Annotated in this window: 15 protein-coding genes; 2 read left to right on the top strand and 13 right to left on the bottom strand. The window is 72.5% G+C overall.

The features are described from left to right. Nucleotides 1-81: 81 nt before the first annotated feature. From AOM05_RS12170 to AOM05_RS12145, 6 genes are all read right to left on the bottom strand, one after another. On the bottom strand, nucleotides 82-1,029 hold the full coding sequence (locus AOM05_RS12170; RefSeq protein ID WP_062522620.1) for an alpha/beta fold hydrolase: 948 nt from the start codon (nucleotides 1,027-1,029) through the stop codon (nucleotides 82-84). 353 nt (nucleotides 1,030-1,382) lie between these two features. After that, nucleotides 1,383-2,372 carry an alpha/beta fold hydrolase gene (locus AOM05_RS12165; RefSeq protein WP_062522618.1) on the bottom strand — a complete coding sequence of 330 codons (990 nt, stop codon included), beginning with the start codon at nucleotides 2,370-2,372 and terminating at the stop codon, nucleotides 1,383-1,385. Nucleotides 2,373-2,375: 3 nt separating this feature from the next. After that, on the bottom strand, nucleotides 2,376-2,819 hold the full coding sequence (locus tag AOM05_RS12160; RefSeq protein WP_062522616.1) for a YbhB/YbcL family Raf kinase inhibitor-like protein: 444 nt from the start codon (nucleotides 2,817-2,819) through the stop codon (nucleotides 2,376-2,378). 92 nt (nucleotides 2,820-2,911) lie between these two features. Continuing rightward, nucleotides 2,912-4,021 (bottom strand): branched-chain amino acid aminotransferase, encoded by a 1,110-nt coding sequence (locus tag AOM05_RS12155; protein ID WP_062522614.1) that lies wholly within the window; start codon nucleotides 4,019-4,021, stop codon nucleotides 2,912-2,914. Nucleotides 4,022-4,142: 121 nt separating this feature from the next. After that, nucleotides 4,143-5,192, bottom strand: a complete 1,050-nt coding sequence (locus tag AOM05_RS12150) for a 3-isopropylmalate dehydrogenase (protein WP_062522612.1) — start codon at nucleotides 5,190-5,192, stop codon at nucleotides 4,143-4,145. Nucleotides 5,193-5,454: 262 nt separating this feature from the next. Beyond that, a complete protein-coding gene (locus AOM05_RS12145; protein ID WP_062522610.1) occupies nucleotides 5,455-6,015 on the bottom strand; it encodes a hypothetical protein in 561 nt (186 codons plus the stop codon). 132 nt (nucleotides 6,016-6,147) lie between these two features. Here AOM05_RS12145 and AOM05_RS12140 point away from each other — a divergent pair, with 132 nt between their 5' ends. Further along, on the top strand, nucleotides 6,148-10,371 hold the full coding sequence (locus AOM05_RS12140; protein WP_062522609.1) for an nSTAND1 domain-containing NTPase: 4,224 nt from the start codon (nucleotides 6,148-6,150) through the stop codon (nucleotides 10,369-10,371). Nucleotides 10,372-10,430: 59 nt separating this feature from the next. Here AOM05_RS12140 and ilvC read toward each other — a convergent pair whose 3' ends face one another. The 7 genes from ilvC to AOM05_RS12105 form a co-directional block, all read right to left on the bottom strand. Further along, the gene (gene ilvC / locus AOM05_RS12135) at nucleotides 10,431-11,462 is read right to left on the bottom strand and encodes a ketol-acid reductoisomerase (protein ID WP_062291117.1); all 1,032 of its coding nucleotides are present in this window, start codon (nucleotides 11,460-11,462) and stop codon (nucleotides 10,431-10,433) included. Between the two features lie 87 nt (nucleotides 11,463-11,549). Continuing rightward, on the bottom strand, nucleotides 11,550-12,071 hold the full coding sequence (ilvN, locus tag AOM05_RS12130; RefSeq protein ID WP_062291120.1) for an acetolactate synthase small subunit: 522 nt from the start codon (nucleotides 12,069-12,071) through the stop codon (nucleotides 11,550-11,552). Between the two features lie 5 nt (nucleotides 12,072-12,076). Continuing rightward, on the bottom strand, nucleotides 12,077-13,948 hold the full coding sequence (locus AOM05_RS12125; RefSeq protein WP_062522607.1) for an acetolactate synthase large subunit: 1,872 nt from the start codon (nucleotides 13,946-13,948) through the stop codon (nucleotides 12,077-12,079). A gap of 285 nt (nucleotides 13,949-14,233) precedes the next feature. Continuing rightward, nucleotides 14,234-15,652, bottom strand: coding sequence for a hypothetical protein (locus AOM05_RS12120; RefSeq protein ID WP_062522606.1), 1,419 nt, complete (start codon nucleotides 15,650-15,652; stop codon nucleotides 14,234-14,236). Nucleotides 15,653-15,809: 157 nt separating this feature from the next. Then, the gene (locus AOM05_RS12115; protein WP_062522604.1) at nucleotides 15,810-16,100 is read right to left on the bottom strand and encodes a DUF1905 domain-containing protein; all 291 of its coding nucleotides are present in this window, start codon (nucleotides 16,098-16,100) and stop codon (nucleotides 15,810-15,812) included. A 74-nt stretch (nucleotides 16,101-16,174) separates the two neighbouring features. After that, the gene (gene ilvD, locus AOM05_RS12110) at nucleotides 16,175-17,872 is read right to left on the bottom strand and encodes a dihydroxy-acid dehydratase (RefSeq protein WP_062522603.1); all 1,698 of its coding nucleotides are present in this window, start codon (nucleotides 17,870-17,872) and stop codon (nucleotides 16,175-16,177) included. A gap of 408 nt (nucleotides 17,873-18,280) precedes the next feature. Next, nucleotides 18,281-18,682 carry a GNAT family N-acetyltransferase gene (locus tag AOM05_RS12105; protein ID WP_062522602.1) on the bottom strand — a complete coding sequence of 134 codons (402 nt, stop codon included), beginning with the start codon at nucleotides 18,680-18,682 and terminating at the stop codon, nucleotides 18,281-18,283. A 73-nt stretch (nucleotides 18,683-18,755) separates the two neighbouring features. Between AOM05_RS12105 and AOM05_RS12100 the strand changes: the two genes are divergently transcribed. Beyond that, nucleotides 18,756-19,505 carry a MerR family transcriptional regulator gene (locus tag AOM05_RS12100; protein ID WP_062522600.1) on the top strand — a complete coding sequence of 250 codons (750 nt, stop codon included), beginning with the start codon at nucleotides 18,756-18,758 and terminating at the stop codon, nucleotides 19,503-19,505. The last annotated feature ends 100 nt before the right edge of the window (nucleotides 19,506-19,605 follow it).

Below are 19,605 nucleotides of genomic sequence, written 5' to 3'. Positions count from 1 at the left end.
CCCTCCCCGGCCTCGTCGCGACCCCGTCAGGCTACGTCGAACCTCCGACAGCGTGAAGGGTCCGAAGGGACGATGCGCCGGTCACCCCCACCAGCGGGTCACCAGAGCGGCGTGGCCGGCCGGGTCGTCGAGCCACGGCTGGTGGCCCGAGCCCGCCTTCACCTCGACGGTCGACCGGGGCGCGTGCCGTGCCCATGCGCGCACGCGCTCGGGCGTCGCGAACGGGTCCCTGTCGCCCACGATCCACAGGCTCGGCATGGTGAGCCCCTCGAGCTCCGTCCGGCCCGCGATCCACTCGGGCCGCAGGCCTCGCCAGGTCGCGGTGCGGCGGATCAGCGCGAGCTCATGCCAGTAGGTGTCCGTGTACCGGGACAGCGCCATGCGCCACGCGAACTCCTCGGCGGGCGGGCCGCCGGCGTCGAGCAGGTCGCCGTGCCCCATCGCACGGAACGAGCGGCGCAGGTCCGCCTCGTTGACCCGGTGGCTCGCGACCACCCGCGCGACCGGGGTGAGCGCGGTCATGCGCAGCTGCGTGGGCAGCCGCATGCCGCGGATCGCGGGCACGCCCTCGAGGATGACGCTGCGCACCAGGTCCGGCCGGCGCGCGGCCGCGATCACCACGGCGCCGCCGCCCGCGGAGTTGCCCAGCAGGTCCGCCCGGCCGTCCGCGAGCTCCGTGACGACCGCGGCGAGGTACGAGGTGATGGCCACCCGCAGGTCCTCCGGCGTCATCCCCGAGTAGTCGAGCGGCTCGCTCAGCCCGCACCCGGGCCGGTCGACCACGATCGCCCGCACGCCCTCCATGGCGGCGACCAGCGGCACGAACACGTTCCCCGCGGTCGGGTTGCCGTGCACGAACACCACGGGACGCCCCGAACCGTGCTCGAGCGCGCGGACGCGGATCCCGTAGCCGGGCACCTCGATCCACCGCTCGGTGGGCGTCATGCGGTGGTGCGCCCACACGGCGGACTCGGCCTCGCGGTAGCGCGCGTCGTCGCGTCGGGAGACGCGCGGAGCCACGGTGGTCATCTCTCCTCCTCGGGAGCACGCGGGGGCTATCCCTCAGGATGCGTCCGAACGGCGTGCCCGGCCACCCGAGCGGAAGTCCGAGGGCCCTGCCGCCGCGCTCGCCGTTTTCATGCACTTTCGCGGCCGCGCACCGCGGTGCGCGGCCGGTGGGGCGGCGGTGACATCCCATGGCGGCGGGCGGAAGCCCGCGAAGCACCTGCTAGACGACTACAACCACCCCGACCCGCGCTCAGTCGACGGCGGAGGATGCGGCGACCGGCGCATCGTCCCGTGCGAAAGTGCATGAAAACGGCGAGCGGCACGCACGCACCCGCGCGGCCCCGCGCGGGAGCAGCGCCGGAGCGGCGCCGCGGTCAGGAGGCGAGGCCGCGCGCGGCCCACCAGTCGGTGATGAGGCGGGCGTGGCCGTCGCGGTCGTCGAGCCAGGGCAGGTGGCCGGCCTTGACGATGTGCACGGTCGCGTCGCGCGTGTGGCCCGCCCAGGCCTGGACGCGGGCGGGCTTGGCGACAGGGTCGCGCGTGCCGAGGATCCACAGGCTCGGCACCGCGAGCGCCTCGAGCGTGTCGCGGCCCACCAGCCACTCCTCGCGGATGCCTGAGCGGGCGATCGCGAGGGTGGCGAGGTCGTGCTCGTGGGCGTACGTGGCGGTGTGGCGGGCCATCGCGAGGAACCACGCGGTGTCGGGCCCGGGGTCGAAGCCGCGCGCCGAGGGTCGCGTGTGCCCCAGCACGCCCATCGCGATGCGGATGTCGAGCGGGTGAGCCCAGCGCGAGAGGTACGCGCGCGCGATGGGCCCCCAGGTGAGCAGCCCGCGCCCGGGCGGCAGCGTGGCGCCCCGGATCGCCGGCGCGCCCGTCAGCACCACCCCGGTCACCAGTTCGGGGCGGCGAGTCGCGAGCAGCAGCGCGCACATGCCGCCGAGCGACGTGCCCACCACCTCGACGGGCTCGCCCGCGACCTGGTCGACCACCGCCGCGAGGACCGCGACCAGCGCCTGGTGCATCTCCGCCGGCGAGCGGCCCTGGAAGTCGAGCGGGTCGCTGAGCCCGCATCCGGGCCGGTCCACCACGATCGCCCTCACGCCCGGCAGCGAGGTCGCGAGCGCCGCCAGCCCCGTCGCGGCGTGCGGCGTGCCGTGGATGAACAGCACCGGCCGGCCCTCGCCCGCGACCAGCGCGCGCACGCGGATCCCGAGCTCAGGGACGCGCACCCACACCTCCTGGAACTCGGGCTCTCCGTAGAGCGTCCACACCGCGCGCTCCGTCTCGCGGAACAGGTCCGCGTCGAGGTACGGGCGGCGCCGCACGCGGCGGCGAGGGTCCTGCGCTGTCGCACCGGTCACGCGCTACCTCGAGTACGTCGCGACCAGGCGCGCCTGCTCGACGATCGCGTCCGCGTACGCGTGCAGGAACTCGTCGCGGCTGGGCTCGCCCGTCACCGGCCGCGACAGCGCGTAGACCCAGAAGTAGTAGCGGTGGTCGCCGTGGCCGTACGGCGGGAAGGGGCCCACGTAGCCGAGGCCGCCGTCGTCGTTCGGGCCCGCGCGCCCCGCCTCCGTGTCGATCTCGCCGTCCAGGGGCGCGAGCCCGTACAGCGTCCAGTGCGTGAAGCCGAGCGCCATGGGGGCGTCCGGGTCGTGGCACACGATCGCGAGCTCCACGGCCTCGGGCGGGATCCCGTCGACGACCATCCGCGGCGCCTCCGCGCCGAACTGGCCGGCGAAGCGGTCCTCGATGCGCTCCCCCGCGGCGATGTCGGGGCTGGTGAGGACAAGATCCTTGACGGGCACGGCTCCTCCTTCGATGGGCTTCCGTCACCCATCTTGCAGGCGCGACGCGCCGGACGCGAGGGATCCGCGCGCCCGGCCCGCGCATCGTCCCCCTAGAGGATGCGGTGCATCCAGCCGTAGACGTCCTCGGCGCGGCCGTACTGGATGTCGGTGAGGCGCTGGCGCGTGGCGAGCGTGACGGGGCCCGCGTCGCCGCCGCCCACCGTCACCTCGAAGTCCTCGCCGCCGATCCTGCCCACCGGGGTCACCACGGCCGCCGTGCCGCACGCGAAGATCTCGGCGATCTCGCCGGACTCGATGCCGTCGCGCAGCTCCGCGAGGGTGATGTCGCGCTCGACGGTCTTGAGGTTCTGGTCCTCGAGCAGCTGGATGATCGAGGAGCGGGTCACGCCCTCGAGGATGTTGCCGTTGATGATCGGGGTGAGGACGGTGCCGTCCTTCTGGACCACGAACACGTTCATACCGCCCAGCTCCTCGAGCACGGCGTTGGTGCGCGCGTCGAGGAAGAGGACCTGGTCGTAGCCGCGCTCCGACGCTCCGATCTGCGGGCGCAGCGCCGCCGCATAGTTGCCGCCGCACTTGGCCGCGCCGGTGCCGCCGGGGCCCGAGCGGTGGAAGTCGCGCTCGACCCAGATGCTCACGGGCTTGATGCCGCCCTTGAAGTACGGCCCGGACGGCGACGCGATGAGCAGGTACTCGACGCGCTTCGAGGGGCGCAGGCCCAGGAAGACGTCGGTCGCGATGAGGAAGGGCCGCAGGTAGAGCGACGTCTCGGGCGCGGTGGGCGTCCACTGGTGGTCGAGCTCGACGAGCGCGTGGAGCGACGCCATGAAGTCCTCGGTGGGCAGCTCGGGCAGCGCGAGGCGCCACGCGGAGCGCTGGAGGCGCTGGGCGTTCTTCTCGGGGCGGAAGGTGCGCACAGAGCCGTCGGCCCAGCGGTACGCCTTGAGGCCCTCGAAGACCTCCTGCGCGTAGTGCAGCACGGACGCCGCGGGGTCGAGCAGCAGGGGGCCGTAGGGCTCGACGCGGCGGTCGGTCCAGCCCTCGTCCGCGGTCCACGTGATGCGGGCCATGTGGTCCGTGAAGCGGGTGCCGAAGGCGAGGTCCTTGAGGCGCTCGGCGCGCTCGGCGTCGGTGGCGGGGTCGGGGTTGCGGACGACCCGGAAGGCCTCCGCGGTGGACGATGCGGTGGTGTCGGTCACTGTCTTGGCCTTCCTGTGAGTGCGGGTTCAGTCGAGAGTACTGGGAGCGTTGCCCCCCGGTGACACCTGGGGGCCCGCACAGCGCGTGTGCGGGCCCCCAGGCGACGGGTTGCGGGCGGGGCTAGCCGCGGATGCGGGCGGCGAGGGCGTCGCCTACCTCGGACGTGGAGCGCGGGCCCCAGCCCTCCGCGGTCTTGGCCGCCGCATCGTCCGCCACGGCCTTCTCGACGCGCGTCGCGAGGTCCGCGTGCCCGAGGAAGTCGAGCATCATCGCGACCGACAGCACGGTGGCGGACGGGTCCGCCTTCTGCTGGCCGGCGATGTCGGGCGCCGAGCCGTGGACCGGCTCGAACATCGACGGGCCGGTCCTGTCGGGGTTGACGTTGCCGGACGCCGCGAGGCCGATGCCGCCGGAGATGGCCGCCGCCTCGTCGGTGAGGATGTCGCCGAAGAGGTTGTCGGTGACGATCACGTCGAACGATGCGGGGGCCGTGACGAGCTTGATGGTCGCCGCGTCGACGTGCAGGTAGTCCCAAGTGACGTCGGGGAACTCGGGCGCGACGGCCTCGACCGTGCGGCGCCACAGGTGGCCCGCGTGGACCAGCACGTTGTGCTTGTGCACGAGCGTGACGTGCTTGCGCTCGCGCTTCGCGGCCACGTCGAAGGCGTAGCGGACCACGCGCTCGACACCGTGGCGGGTGTTGACGGAGACCTCGGTGGCGATCTCGTAGGGGGTGTCGACGCGCAGGGCGCCGCCGTTGCCCACGTACGGGCCCTCGGTGCCCTCGCGGACCACCACGAAGTCGATCTCGCCGGGGTCGCTCAGCGGCGAGACCTCGCCCGGGTAGAGGCGCGACGGACGGAGGTTCACGTACTGGTCGAGCTCGAAGCGGAGCTTGAGCAGGAGGCCGCGCTCGAGGACGCCGGACGGCACGGTCGGGTCGCCGATCGCGCCGAGCAGGATGACGTCGTGACCCTTGATGGCATCGAGGTCGGCGTCGGTCAGGGTCTCCCCCGTCGCGTGCCAGCGCTTCGCGCCGAGGTCGAACTCGGTGGTCTCGAACGTGATGTCGGTGCCCTCGGTCGCGGCGGCGAGGGCCTTGAGACCCTCCGCCACGACCTCCGGGCCGATGCCGTCGCCGGCGACTACTGCGAGGCGGTACGTGGTCATCGGGTCCCCTTCGAAGATCGGTGAGAGCGCCGGCGGCGGCTGCGCGCCCGCCTCGTGAGCGAGGGCTGCCGCGCCGGTCTGTCGTCCGCTCATCCTAGGGGCGTTGTCCACCATCCGGCAACGCGGTCCCACATCGTGAGACGCCCGTGAAGGCATCGGAGTCGAGGCGCTCGTGGCCACGGGACCACCGCATCGTCCTGACGCGCGACGGAGGGGAGGCCCCGAATGCTCCTCCCCTCCGTCGCGCTGGAGGCAGCGCCGGCTACTCGGCGTAGTCAGGCACTCCCCCGCTCATGGGCTCGTAGTCCGACGTCGCGTACGGCGGGAGCCCTCCGCTGATCGGCTCGTAGGTGTCGACCGCGTACGTGGGGACGCCGCCCGAGATCGGCTGGTAGCCGAGCGGGTTGGCGGCAGGCAGCGCCTCCCACCCCTCGACCGCATAGTCGGGCAGACCGCCGGTCATCGGCTGCGTGGGTGCCACGGCCGCGACACCGTTGGTGTTGAACGACTGCGGGTTGAGCGGCGACAGGTTGTCCGCGACCCCGTTCGCGCTGAAGGACTGCGGCTTGAGCGGCGACAGGTTGTCCGCGACCCCGAACTGGGAGTGCCGCTCGGGCAGCACGAACTGCGCGTGCCGCTCCGGGACGTAGGCGACGGCCTGGACGCGGGTGACGATCCGGGGCGGCTCGAAGCCGTCCTGACCCGGCGCCGAGCCTCCGCGCAGCGCGAATCCGAGCACGGTGCCGACGATGAGCGCGAGGACCATCGCGGCGACCGCGACCGCCCTGCCGCTCGGGTGCGAGATGTGGATGCGATGTGACATGGTTCCCCTCCTTCCGAGGACACCCCCACCGCACCACCGGGCGCCATCCCGGCGGTCTCGCGCGGTATCCGCCCGGTATGCCGCCCGTCCACAGGCGTTGACCGCTGCCGTGCACCCGCGAAGACTGGGGTGGTGGCCGTGGAGGTCCTCGGCGTGGCCGCCGGATCGGAGACGCCCCACCGCAATCGGCGGGAGCGCGCGGTCCTCGCCGCTCTGCTGCTGATGCGGCCCGCCGCGGTGAGCCCCGACGCGATCGCCGATGCCGTGTGGGGTGACAACCCGCCGCCGACGTGGGGCAAGCAGATCCAGGCGGTGATCGGCAGGCTGCGTACCGCCCTCGGGACGGCCGCGATCGTGACCGTGGACCGCGCGTACCGGCTCGAGCTCCCTCGCGGCGCCGTCGACGTGGACGTCTTCGAGGACGAGATCGCGCGCGCCGCCACGCTGGGGCACGAGGGCGAGCACGCGCGCGCCGCCATCGCGCTCGAGCGGGCGCTGGGGCTGTGGCGCAGCGCCGAGCCGTACGACTCGGTGGCGGACTGGCCTCCCGCGGCGGTCGAGATTGCGAGGCTGACGGAGCTGCGCAGGCAGGCGGAGGACGACCTGCTTGTCGAGCGCCTCGCCGCCGGCGACCACCGCGGCGTGGCCGCGACGGCGGCGGCGCTCGCCTCCGCCGAGCCGCTGCGAGAGTCCCGCTGGATCTCGCTCGCGACCGCGCTGTACCGATGCGAGCGGCAGGCCGATGCTTTGGCCGCGCTGCGGCGAGCCCGACAGTTGTTGCTCGACGAGCTCGGCCTGGACCCGTCGCCGGCGCTTGTCGAGCTGGAGCAGGCGATACTCCGCCACGATCCGGACCTGTCCGTCGCCCCGCTCGTCTGGACGCCCGACGACCGGTGCCCGTACAAGGGCCTGAATGCGTACGAACCAGGCGACGCCGACGTCTACTTCGGGCGCGACGCGGACATCGCGCGCGCCGTCTCCACGCTCGACCGGATGCGCTTCCTGGTCCTCGCGGGCGCCTCCGGCACGGGGAAGTCGTCGCTGCTGCGCGCCGGTGTCGCGCCCGCGCTGGCGGCGCGCGGCACGTCGATGGTCGAGGTGTCCGCGGCGGGCGGCGCGGTCGAGGCCATCGAGCACGCCCCCGCCGGCTCGACCGTCGCGATCGACCAGTTCGAGACCGCATTCTCCCCCGCCCTGCCCGAGGGACGGGCACGCGCCATCTGCGCTGCGCTCGCGGCACATCACCGGCGCGGCGGCCGCGTCGCGATCGCGGTGCGATCCGACCACCTGGACGCGTGCGCCGCCGACCCGGCCATCGGAGCCCTGGTCCTCTCGAGCCTCCACCTGGTGACGCCGCTGAGGGGCGACGCGCTGCGCGCAGCCATCGAGGAGCCCGCGAGGCATGCCCATCTCGCCCTCGAGCACGGCTTCGTGGACGTGGTGGTGGCGGATGCCGAGGCGGCGACGGGAGCCCTGCCGCTCCTCTCGCACGCGCTCGCCGAGACGTGGCACCGGCGCGAGGGCTCCACCCTCACCATCGACGGCTACACGGCCTCGGGCGGGCTGCGCGGCGCCGTCGCGCGGTCCGCAGAGCTCCTGTTCACCAACCTCTCCGCGGAGGACCGGCACCGCTGCGCGATGATCCTTCGGCGTCTCGTCACGCTCACGGACACGGGGGCGGTGGTGTCCAACCCCGTCGACATCCGTGGCCTCGCCGACGAGGACCTCGAGCGCGTGGTCGCGCGCCTGGTGCAGGCGCGTCTGGTCGGGTCCCGAGAGCACCACCTCGAGCTCGCTCACGAGTCCCTGGTGCACGCCTGGCCCCGCCTGCAGGGCTGGCTCGAGTCGGACATCGAGGGGCAGCGCGTGCTCGGCCACCTGTCCACCGCGGCGGTCACCTGGGACTCGCTCGGCAGGCCGGACGCGGAGCTCGCCCGCGGACCGCGGCTCGCGCTCGCGTGGGACTGGGCGCACCGGGGCGAGGGCGCGCTCACGCCCCTCGAGCGGGCCTTCCTGGTCGCGTCGCGCGCCCAGGAGGCAGCCGAGCAGGCTGCGGGCGAGGACGCCGCGCGGCGGGAGTCACGAGCCCGCGCGCGCGTGCGGCGCATGCGGCGATGGGCCGTGGCGGCGGCGTTCGCCGCGCTCGTGGGCCTCGTCGCGGCGACCGTCGCATACCAGGTCGCCGAGCGGCGCCGCGACACGGCGGACGAGCAGACCGAGATCGCCCAGCTCGAGGGGATCACGAAGGACTTCGCGAAGGTCATGGACCATTCGCGCACCCTGGGACTGCTGCTCGCCGCCGAGGCCTACATGGAGTGGAAGGACGCCCCCGTGACCCAGGGCGCGCTGCTCGCCGCGCTCGCCTCCGAGCCCGGGTACATGGGAGAGCTCTTCATCGACCACGTCGCCGAGGACCGACCGCCGCACGTGGCCATGGTGGGCGACGGATTCGACGCGCTGCTCGCGTCCTGGCACGGCCTCGAGCTGCGCGACCTCGCCTCCGGCGAGCTCAGGAAGGCATTCGTCTCCTCCGTTCGGTGGGCGTGGCCCACCTCCCCCCGGGTCGCCGTCAGCGCGGACCGGAGCCGCGCGGTCATGGTCTCTCTCGCCTCGGAGACCAAGGCGAGCGGCGACGGGCGCCTGATGCTCGCGAGCTACGACGTGAGCAGCGGAACGGAGCTCGCCGCGGTGGAGATCGGCGGCGCCGGGACGCGGGTGGGCGCTCTCGCGGTGAGCCCCGACGGCACCTATGCGGCGCTCGTCGACGCGCGGACCGGAGACCTCACCGTGCGCGACGTCGCGACGGGCCGCGCCGTCAGTGCGACCGAGGCCGGACGGCAGCGCTCCGTGCTCCTCGACCGCCCCGGCGCCGTCGCCTTCCTCGACCCCGACACGGCGTTGTTCACCACCCTCGACGGCAGCGTCCTCGTGACCGACGCCGCAAGCGGCAGAGTCGAACGCTCCCTCGAGGCGCCCGCGCGACACGCCAACACCGCTGTCGAGAGGATCGATGGCAACACGGTGGTCGCCGCGGGCGACGAGGGCCTGGTCGCGCTGTCCCTCGATTCCGGCCGCGTCCTGTGGACCCGAGACCACGTCCTGCCCGAGCCGGGCGCGTGCCAGGCGCTCGTGGTGGCTGCCGCGAGCGGCACGGTCCTGTGCGGGAGCGGATCCGGCGTGATCCGCGGATACGACCTCGCCACGGGCACACCGACCGGTCCGACGCGCACCACGCAGCAGGGTGGCATCTCCACGCTCGGCATCGACGAGGCGGGCACCGTGCTCGCCGCGGTCTCCTCCGACGCGCACGTGATCTCGCGGTGGAGCCTCGACGGCTCGGGCCCCATCTCGCACGTGATCGCGGCCGACCGCCAGGCCGTGGGTCGCTGGAGCGCGGACGGCACTCAGCTCATCACCGTCCGGCGCGACCCCGTCGCGAACACGGACGGCGAGCTGACGGGCTACCGGGTCTGGGATGTCGCGGCGGACGCCCCCGTCGCGGGCCTGCCGCGGGACCTCGACGACCTCGCCTGGTTCGGTGAGAACCGCGTGATCGGGCTCTCGCCTGTGACGGGCACGCGCGATGTCTACGACACGGTCACCGGGACGCTCATCGCCGAGGACGTGGTCCTCGTCGACGCGTCCTCGGTCGCGATAAGCGCCGACTGGAACCGGGCCTACGCGCTCGTGGGCGACACCGTCGAGACGTACGACACCGCCACCCTGCGTCGAGTCGGACCCGTGATCCGCACCCTCGGACGGGCCACCCACCTGTCCGCCGCGGCTGACGGCGCGCTCCTCGCCATCACCTCGCGGCTCGACTACGGCCACGTGACGCAGATCATCGACGGCGCCACCGGGGTGATGGTCGGCCTCCCCCGCACGAGCTGGCGCGACGCCGTCCTCGCCCCCGACGGGAGCGGGGTCGCCATCCACGATCGCACGCAAGCCGTGAAGCGCTTCGACACGGCGCGCGTCGAAGCACCCGAGTCCATACCCGCGGGCGGACCCATCGACGCGATCGAGCTCAGCGCGGACGGCTCCCGACTCCTGCTCTCAGCACGCGACGGAACCGTCTCCCTCTACGACGCGCGCGACGCCGAGAGCATCGGCACGCCGCTCGCCGCCAACTCCCCCGGCACCGTCGCCGGGCTGCTCAGTCCGGACGGCCTCGCGCTCGCCGTCAACGTGGAGCACGGGGTCGCGGTGTGGGACATCGACCCCGAGCACATGCTGACCGCGGCGTGCGCCGCCGCAGGGCGGAACCTCTCGTCGAGCGAGTGGACGGCCTACCTCGAGGGGTTCGGGGAGCGACGCGGCACCTGCGAGCAGTACTCCGAGTACTCGGGCTGGTGACACGACGAAGGGGAGGCCCCTGACGGGACCTCCCCTTCGCGTCGCTCAGGTGAGCCGGATCAGCGGGCGGCGGAGCCGTCCACGTAGTCCTTGTCCTGCGTCGCGGCCGACCACGAGAACAGGGCGCGGAGCTCCTTGCCCGTCTTCTCGATCGGGTGCGACTCCTCCTTGGCGCGGAGCTCCTTGAACTCCGGCGCGCCGGCGTCCTGGTCGCCGATGAAGCGCGTCGCGAAGGCACCCGACTGGATGTCCGCGAGGATCGCCTGCATCGACGCCTTGACCTCGGGCGTCACCACGCGCGGGCCGGAGACGTAGTCGCCGTACTCGGCGGTGTCGGAGATCGACCAGCGCTGCTTGGCGATGCCGCCCTCCCACATGAGGTCGACGATGAGCTTGAGCTCGTGCAGCACCTCGAAGTAGGCGATCTCGGGCTGGTAGCCGGCCTCGGTGAGGACCTCGAAGCCCGCCTGGACCAGGTGCGACATGCCGCCGCACAGCACGGCCTGCTCGCCGAACAGGTCGGTCTCGGTCTCCTCGGTGAAGGTGGTCTTGATGACGCCGGCACGCGTGCCGCCGATCGCCGAGGCGTAGGACAGCGCGAGCGCCCACGCGGCGCCAGACTCGTCGCGCTCGACGGCGATGATGTCCGGGATGCCGCGGCCCGCGACGTACTCGCGGCGCACCGTGTGGCCCGGGGCCTTGGGGGCGATGAGGATGACGTCGACGCCCTCGGGGGCGTCGATGTAGCCGAAGCGGATGTTGAAGCCGTGCGCGAACGCGAGGGCCTTGCCGGGGGCGAGGTTCGGGGCGATCTCGTCCGCGTAGATGCCGCGCTGGTGCTGGTCCGGCGCGAGGATCATGATGACGTCCGCCCACGCGGTCGCGTCGGCGACGTTCTGGACGGTGAAGCCGTCCTCCTCCGCCTTGGCGATCGACTTCGAGCCGTCGCGCAGCGCGACGTGGACCTCGACGCCCGAGTCGCGCAGGTTCTGCGCGTGGGCGTGGCCCTGCGAGCCGTAGCCGACGATCGCGACCTTCTTGCCCTGGATGATCGAGAGGTCGGCGTCCTTCTCGTAGAACAGCTCAGCCATGCTGGGGATCCCTTCGGTTTCTTGTACTACGTATCTGAAGACTTCGGTGAGGGACGATGCGGGGGTCACCCGCGCATCGTCCCTCCCCTAGGCGGTGGCGACGCGGTCGAGCGCGCGCTCCGTGATGGAGCGGGCGCCGCGGCCGATGGCGACGGTGCCGGACTGGACGATCTCGCGGACGTCGTGCGGGGCGAGCGCCGCGAGGAGGGCCTCGAGCTTGTCGGGCGTGCCGACGGCCTCGATGACCACGGAGTCGGTGGAGACGTCGACCACGTGGGCGCGGAACAGGTCCACGATCTGGAGGACGTCGGTGCGCTGGCGCGCGTCGGCGCGCACCTTGACGAGCAGCAGGTCGCGCTGGACCGAACGGCCCTGCTCGAGCTCGACGATCTTGAGCACGTGCACCAGCTTGTTGAGCTGCTTGGTGACCTGCTCGAGCGGGAGCTCGTCGACGTCGACCACCACGGTGATGCGCGAGATCTCCGGGTGCTCGGTCTGACCGACCGCGAGCGAGTGGATGTTGAACGCGCGGCGCGAGAACAGGCCCGCGACGCGCGCGAGCACGCCGGGCTTGTTCTCCACGAGCACGGAGAGCGTGTGCTTGGTCATGGGGGTCAGTCCTCCCGGTCCCACCGGGGCGCGATGCCCTGGGCGTACTGGATCTCGTCGTTGCTGGTGCCGGCGGCGACCATGGGCCACACCATCGCGTCGCGCGACACGGTGAAGTCCACGACCACGGGCTGGTCGTCGATCTCGTTGGCGCGCTTGATGGTCGCGTCGACGTCCGCGTCGGACTCGCAGCGCAGGCCCACGCAGCCCATCGCGTCGGCCAGCTTGACGAAGTCGGGGACGCGGCGCGTGCCGTGGCCGGTGTGGAGGTCCGTGTTCGAGTAGCGGCCCTCGTAGAACAGGGTCTGCCACTGGCGGACCATGCCCAGGGACGAGTTGTTGATCAGCGCGACCTTGATGGGGATCTCGTTGATGGCGCAGGTGACCAGCTCCTGGTTGGTCATCTGGAAGCAGCCGTCGCCGTCGATCGCCCACACCGTCTGGTCGGGCGCGCCCACCTGGGCGCCCATCGCGGCGGGCACCGAGAAGCCCATGGTGCCGAGGCCGCCGGAGTTGATCCAGGTGTTGGGGCGCTCGTACTTGATGAACTGGCTGGCCCACATCTGGTGCTGGCCCACGCCCGAGGTGTAGATGGTGCTCTCGGGGTCGTTGAGCTCGCCCAGGCGCTGGATGACGTGCTGAGGGCTCGACAGGCCGTCGTGCGTGGGCGTGTAGCCCAGCGCGTACGTGGTGCGCCAGTCGTCGAGCTGCGCCCACCAGGCCTCGAGGTCGGGCTGGCCGTGGCGGGCCTGCTCCTCCGCGAGGGCAGGGACCAGCGCCTCGAAGACCTCCTTGAGGTCGCCGACGATCGGCACGTCCACGGCGCGGTTCTTGCCGATCTCCGCGGGGTCGATGTCCGCGTGGACGATGGTCGCGTGCGGGGCGAAGCTGTCGAGGTTGCCGGTGACGCGGTCGTCGAAGCGGGCGCCCAGGGCGACGATGAGGTCGGCCTTCTGAAGCGCCGCCACCGCGGGGACGGTGCCGTGCATGCCGGGCATGCCCAGGTGCTGCGGGTGGCTGTCGGGCAGCGCGCCGCGCGCCATCAGCGTGGTGACCACGGCCGCGCCGGACAGGTCGGTGAGCTTGCGCAGGCCGGCGCTCGCGCCGGAGCGGATCACGCCGCCGCCCACGTACAGCACGGGGCGACGCGCGGTCGCGAGCAGGCGCGCGGCCTCCTGCACCGTCTTCTGGTGCGGGCGCACGCCCGCGTTGAAGCCGGGCAGCTCGATGCGGCCGGGCCACTGGAAGGTGGTCTTCGCCTGCTGAGCGGACTTCGCGATGTCGACCAGCACCGGGCCGGGACGGCCGTGGCTCGCGATGTAGAACGCCTCGGCGATCGCGCGGGGGATCTCCGCCGGGTCCGTCACCAGCACGTTGTGCTTGGTGATGGGCGCGGTGATGCCCACGATGTCCGCCTCCTGGAAGGCGTCCGTGCCGATCATGGCGGCGCCCACCTGGCCGGTGATGGCGACCATGGGGATCGAGTCCATGTTGGCGTCCGCGATGGGGGTGACCAGGTTGGTCGCGCCCGGGCCGGACGTGGCGATGCAGACGCCCACCTTGCCGGTCGCGTGGGCGTAGCCCTGCGCCGCGTGGCCCGCGCCCTGCTCGTGGCGCACCAGGATGTGGCGCAGCTTCTGCGAGTCCATCAGCGGGTCGTAGGTGGGGAGGATGGCGCCGCCGGGAAGGCCGAAGACGTCCGTCGCACCCGCGCACTCGAGCGCGCGGATGATCGCCTGCGCGCCCGTCATCTCGACGCCGTTGAGCGACGGATCGGGGTTCGACTGCGGCGTGGGCCGCGCGAGCGACGGGGCGCTCGGGGCCTGGCGGGCGATGCGGGCGGCCGGGACGCCCGGCTTGGCCTGGATCTGAGCCATCTTCTCTCCTGATCGGTGGGGGGAGGCGGTCCCTGCGTCCGCCTCGCATGAAGAAACCCCTCGGCCAGGTGGCGTCGGGGTCAGCGCGCGGACGAGTTCGGGGCTACCGGTCGCGGTCCGCGCGCCAGATAACTCGTACAAGGATCGTCTGCATGGATGCGACTCTACGCCCGGGTCGGGGCGGGTGTCACCATACGGACAAGTAATCTCACATCGTGGTTCACCATCTTGGATAGTGAGACGGCGGGCGAGGGGTGCGCGGGGCGGTCCCCGCGCACCGTCCCCTCACTCCCCCATGAGCAGGCCGTCGAGGCTCCCGTCCTCCAGCATCTCGCTGTAGGCCGCGGAGACGCGGACCGAGTAGTCCACGAGAGTCATGGTCGGGCTCATCAGCCAGCCGTCGCCCTCGCGCATCAGCGTCACGCTGATGTCGTCGATGCCGGTCTGACCGACCATCGGGATATCCGCGACGCAGATCTCGCCGGCGCCGTCCGCCGTGACGCAGCCCTGTCGGTAGGTGCCGGACGTCGGTGCGGTCATACCGTCCTGGAGGTCGAAGCTGAAGTCGAACGCGACCAGCTCGGCGGACGCGACGTCGCCGTCGACGGTCGCCGCGACCTCCGTGACGTCGAGGGCGACCGCGGGCAGGGGGGTCGCGTCGCGCAGGACGGCCTCGCCGTAGAGCGACACGATGCGGCGCTCGGGCAGCGGCAGCACCGCGGCGAGCGTGGCGGCGTCGCCGGTCGCGAAGAACTCCTCGACCGCAGCGGCGGTGCCGGTGGCGGCCTCCTCCGGGGTCGCGAAGGCCACGGCGTCCGCGATCGCGGTGCCGCGATCGCCCGGCTCGAGGTTCGCGGAGGCCGCGGCCTCGGCGACCGTGAGCAGGGGGCTGACGTACCAACCGCCCTCCTCGACCGTCATGAAGGCGATGGGGGACGCGTCGGTCGGGACCGCGTCCGATTCCTGCCAGCCGGAGACCTCCTCCGCGATGTCGAACGTCCACGGGAAGGTCTCGTCGACCCACGTCCCGAGCTCGGCGCGCGCCTCGTCGAGCATCGCGTCGTCGTAGCCGAGGTCCTCGAAGGCGGTCGCACCGCTCGCCTCGAGCTGCTCCATCACGGCGTCCACGAAGGGCGCCTTGTCCACGTCGGCGGTGACCGTGCCGGCCTCGACCCGCACCAGGGACACACCCTCGACGACGTCCTCGGTGACGTACTCGACGTCCGCGACCGAGACCTCGACGGCGTCGAGGATCGCTGTGAAGTCGACCTGTGCGGACGCCGTGACCTCGGGCTCGGGGAGGGTCGCCTCGACCATCTCGCGGGCGCGATCGCCCATGGCCAGGGCCATGTCCCGCTCCGACGGCGAGATCGCCGCCCCGACCGCGATCAGGTTGCCGTCGACGGCGCCGTTCACGAGGCGCTCGACCGCGCCCTGCGGGCTGGTCGCGCCGCGTCCGAGGTTGAGATAGAGGTATGCGGCACCCGCGCCGAGCGCCAGCACCACCGCACCCGAGGCAGCTCCGGCGATGACGAGTCCGCGTCGGCGGGTCCGCGGCGCACCGGGGTCCGCCACGTCCGCGCTCTCGGGGGCCGGCGCGAAGGCCTGCTCGGGGGCCTGCTCGGGGGTGCTCTCGACCGCCGCCGGCGTTGCCGCGGTGCCCGCGGCCTCCGGCTCGGAACCCTCCGGATAGAACGTGGTCATGCTTCCCCCTCAGAATGTCCACGCGCGGCGCCCGCGTCCTCCGGCGGCGCCCGCGTGAGGCCCTCGGGCACGAGGCCCGACGAGACCGTAGCAGTCCCCATCTACCTGCCCGTACACGCCACACCGGCGGTGCGGGATGCACGGGCAGCCGGCGCGACTACGTGCGGCGGCGCGTGAGCCGGACCTCGACCTGGTCGCCGACGTCCTTGCCCAGCTGCTTCCGCACCTTCGCGTTGAGCGAGAGCATGTGGCCGCCCGTGCCGGTCACCATCAGCCCGACGTTCTCGAGCGCGACGCCGTCGACCTCCGCGTCGACGCGCACGGCCTTGCCCGTGCCGAAGAAGTCGGCGGACCCGGGCATCTCCACGCACGCCCATGTCTCGCCCTTGACCTCGACGCCGATGGGCGCGGTGAACGCGTGGTCGAGCGGTCCGATCGGGTGGCTCATGCGTCCCACCCTGACACAGCAGAAGGGGACGATGCGCGGGTCGCGACCCGTGCATCGTCCCCTGAGCGCTGGGTTCAGCTGAGGACGGCGCCCTTCGACGCCGAGCCCACCAGCTTCTGGTACTTGCCGAGCACGCCCTTGGTGAAGCGCGCGGGGATGGGCTCCCACCCCTCCTTGCGCGCCTCGAGCTCCTCGGCGGGGACCAGGACCTCGAGCGTGCCGTTGGCCACGTCGAGGGTGATCTTGTCGCCGTCCCGGACGAACGCGATGGGGCCGCCGTCGACCGCCTCGGGCGCGATGTGACCCACGCACAGGCCGGTGGTGCCGCCCGAGAAGCGGCCGTCCGTGACGAGCAGGACGTCCTTGCCGAGGCCGGCGCCCTTGATCGCGGCGGTGATGGCGAGCATCTCGCGCATGCCGGGGCCGCCCTTGGGGCCCTCGTAGCGGATGACCACGCAGTCACCCTTCTGGATCTCGCCGGCCTCGAGCGCGTCGAGCGCCGCACGCTCGCGGTCGAACACGCGGGCGGTGGCCTCGAACACGTCGTTGTCGAAGCCCGCGGACTTCACCACGGCACCCTCGGGGGCCAGCGAGCCCTTGAGGATGGTGATGCCGCCCGACTTGTGGATCGGGTTGTTGAGCGCGCGGACCACGCGGCCGTCGATCTTGGCGGGCTTGAGCTCGTCCATGTTCTCGGCGAGGGTCTTGCCGGTGACGGTCATGACGTTGCCGTGCATGAGGCCCGCGTCGAGCAGGGTCTTCATGACGGCGGGCACGCCGCCCACGCGGTCGACGTCGTTCATCACGAACTGGCCGAACGGCTTGAGGTCGCCCAGGTGCGGCACCTTGGCGGCGACGCGCGCGAAGTCGTCGAGCGTGAGGTCGACCTCGGCCTCGTTCGCGATCGCGAGGAGGTGGAGGACGGCGTTGGTGGAGCCGCCGAACGCCATGACCACCGCGATGGCGTTCTCGAACGCCTCCTTGGTCATGATGTCGCGCGCCGTGATGCCGAGGCGGAGCATGTTGACCACGGCCTCGCCCGACTTGTGGGCGTAGTAGTCGCGGCGGCGGTCGGCGCTCGGCGGGGCCGCGGAGCCGGGGATCGACATGCCGAGGGCCTCGCCCACGGACGCCATGGTGTTGGCGGTGTACATGCCGCCGCACGCGCCCTCGCCGGGGCAGATCGCCTTCTCGATCGCGAGGCGGTCCTCCTCGGACATCAGGCCCGCGGCGCAGGCGCCCACGGCCTCGAAGGCGTCGATGATGGTGACGTCCTTCTCGGTGCCGTCGGAGAGCTTGACGTGGCCGGGCATGATCGAGCCGGCGTAGAGGAACACGCTCGCGAGGTCCAGGCGGGCCGCGGCCATGAGCATGCCGGGCAGCGACTTGTCGCAGCCGGCCAGCAGCACGGAGCCGTCGAGGCGCTCGGCCATCATCACCGTCTCGACCGAGTCGGCGATGAGGTCGCGCGACACCAGCGAGAAGTGCATGCCCTCGTGGCCCATCGAGATGCCGTCGGAGACGGAGATGGTGCCGAACTCGAGCGGGTAGCCGCCGCCGGCGTGGACGCCGTTCTTGGACGCGGCCGCGAGGCGCTGGAGCGAGAGGTTGCAGGGCGTGATCTCGTTCCACGAGGACGCGATGCCGATCTGCGGCTTCGCGAAGTCGTCATCACCGAGACCGACCGCGCGGAGCATGCCGCGGGACGCGGTCGCCTCCAGGCCATCCGTGACCTGGCGCGACCGGGGCTTGATGTCGGGGGTCTGCGTCATGTTGCCGAGTGTAGGACGATGCGCGGGTCCCCCGTCGCCGCATCGTGGACACGGACGCAGGGACGATGCGCCGGCCGGCTCGGCACGCCCACCCATCTGTCGCGCCGCTCGCCGTTTTCATGCACTTTCGCGCCGCCCGCGTCGCGGCGGGGCGGCCGGCGACGGACGCATCGTCCGGCCAAGGCCGTTATCTCCGGTCGATCCGAACGTTCCGTGCGACTGGGTGGTGCCGTCGAGGCCCACGCGCGCCCCAGGAGCCACCGCGGCGCGTCCGCGGCGAGTCAGCTGCCCGTCCGCACCATGCGAAAGTGCATGAAAACGGCGAGCGTGCGTGCACGTGGTCCGTGGCAGCGCGCGGACTGGTGGTCGGGGACGCGTGGGCGGGGGCTCGCGGACCCGACCCGAGACCTACTGCGCCGGCGGGATCTCCATGCCCGGCGCATCGTCCGGGCGAGGGATGAAGCCATGGCGCGCATAGAAGGGGGCGCGGCCGCGCGCCGCGAAGAGCTGGATCTGCGTGATGCCCCGCGCGTTGGCGGTCGCGACCAGGCGGCGGAGGATCTCGGCGCCGACCCCCGCGCCGCGCACGTCCTCGCGCACGATCATCTCGTTGACGTACGCGTGCATCGCGCCGTCGGAGATCATCCGTCCGACGCCGACCAGTGCGCCCTGGGTGTCGCGCACCGAGCACACCGCCCAGCTGCCCTCGAGGGCACGCGCGCAATGCTCCTCGGTGGGCTCGCCCCAGCCCGTGGCGAGGTAGATCGCGCGGAACTCGGCAGCTGTCGGCGAGACCATCGAGAAGTCCATGGCCCGACGCTACGCCCGGATCCCTGGCGGACCGCTTGACGTTGACGCGGCGTCAACTTCTACCGTGGTCGGCATGGACCTCGACATCTCCGCCGTCGCACGCCTCACCGGAGTGACGAGCCGCACGCTGCGCCACTACGACGCGATCGGGCTGCTCTCCCCCGCGTGGACCGGGCACGACGGCCGCCGCCACTACGGCGACGCCGAGCTGCTCCGCCTCCAGCACATCCTGGTGCTGCGCGAGCTCGAGGTGCCGCTGGAGACCGTCGCGAGCATCGTCGACACCGACGATCCCGCGCTCACCGCCGCGCTCATGCGCGACCACCACATCGCGCTGCTGACCCGCCGCGACCGCTTCGCCGCGCTCGCCGAGACCGTCGAGCGCACCGTCACCCGCCTGGAGAAGGGACTGCCCATGAGCACCGACGACATGTTCGAGGGATTCGACCACAGCCGATACGAGCCCGAGGCGCGCGAGCGCTGGGGGGACCTCGCGGTGGAAGGGTCGAACGCCGCCTGGAAGTGGCTCGGCGCCGAGGGTCAGCGCGCCCACCTCGCCGAGCACGAGGCGATCGCGGGCGCCCTCGCGAGGCTCGCCGCCGAGGACGCCGACCCGTCGGGCGAGGAGGTGCAGGCGCTGGTGGCGCGCCACCACGCGTGGGTGTCGCTGTTCTGGACCCCCGGTCGCGACGCGTACCCAGGCCTGGGCCGGATGTACGTCGACGACCCGCGCTTCCGCGCCACCTATGACAAGCACGGCGACGGGACGGCCGAGCTGCTCCGCGACGGCATCGAGGTCTTCGCGCGCGGGCTCCCTGATTGACAGGTGGGAACAAGCGGCGCACCTGGGGCGTTCACCACCCCAATCGCCATCCGGGCGGGAGCACTGCCACCGCTTCGATGATGTCGAGGAAGGACCGCCA

Origin of the sequence: Demequina silvatica (genome assembly GCF_000971215.1) — a bacterium.
Classification (GTDB): domain Bacteria; phylum Actinomycetota; class Actinomycetes; order Actinomycetales; family Demequinaceae; genus Demequina; species Demequina silvatica.
The sequence above is the reverse complement of the archived record's forward strand: the minus strand, read 5'-3'. Positions and strand labels throughout refer to the sequence as shown.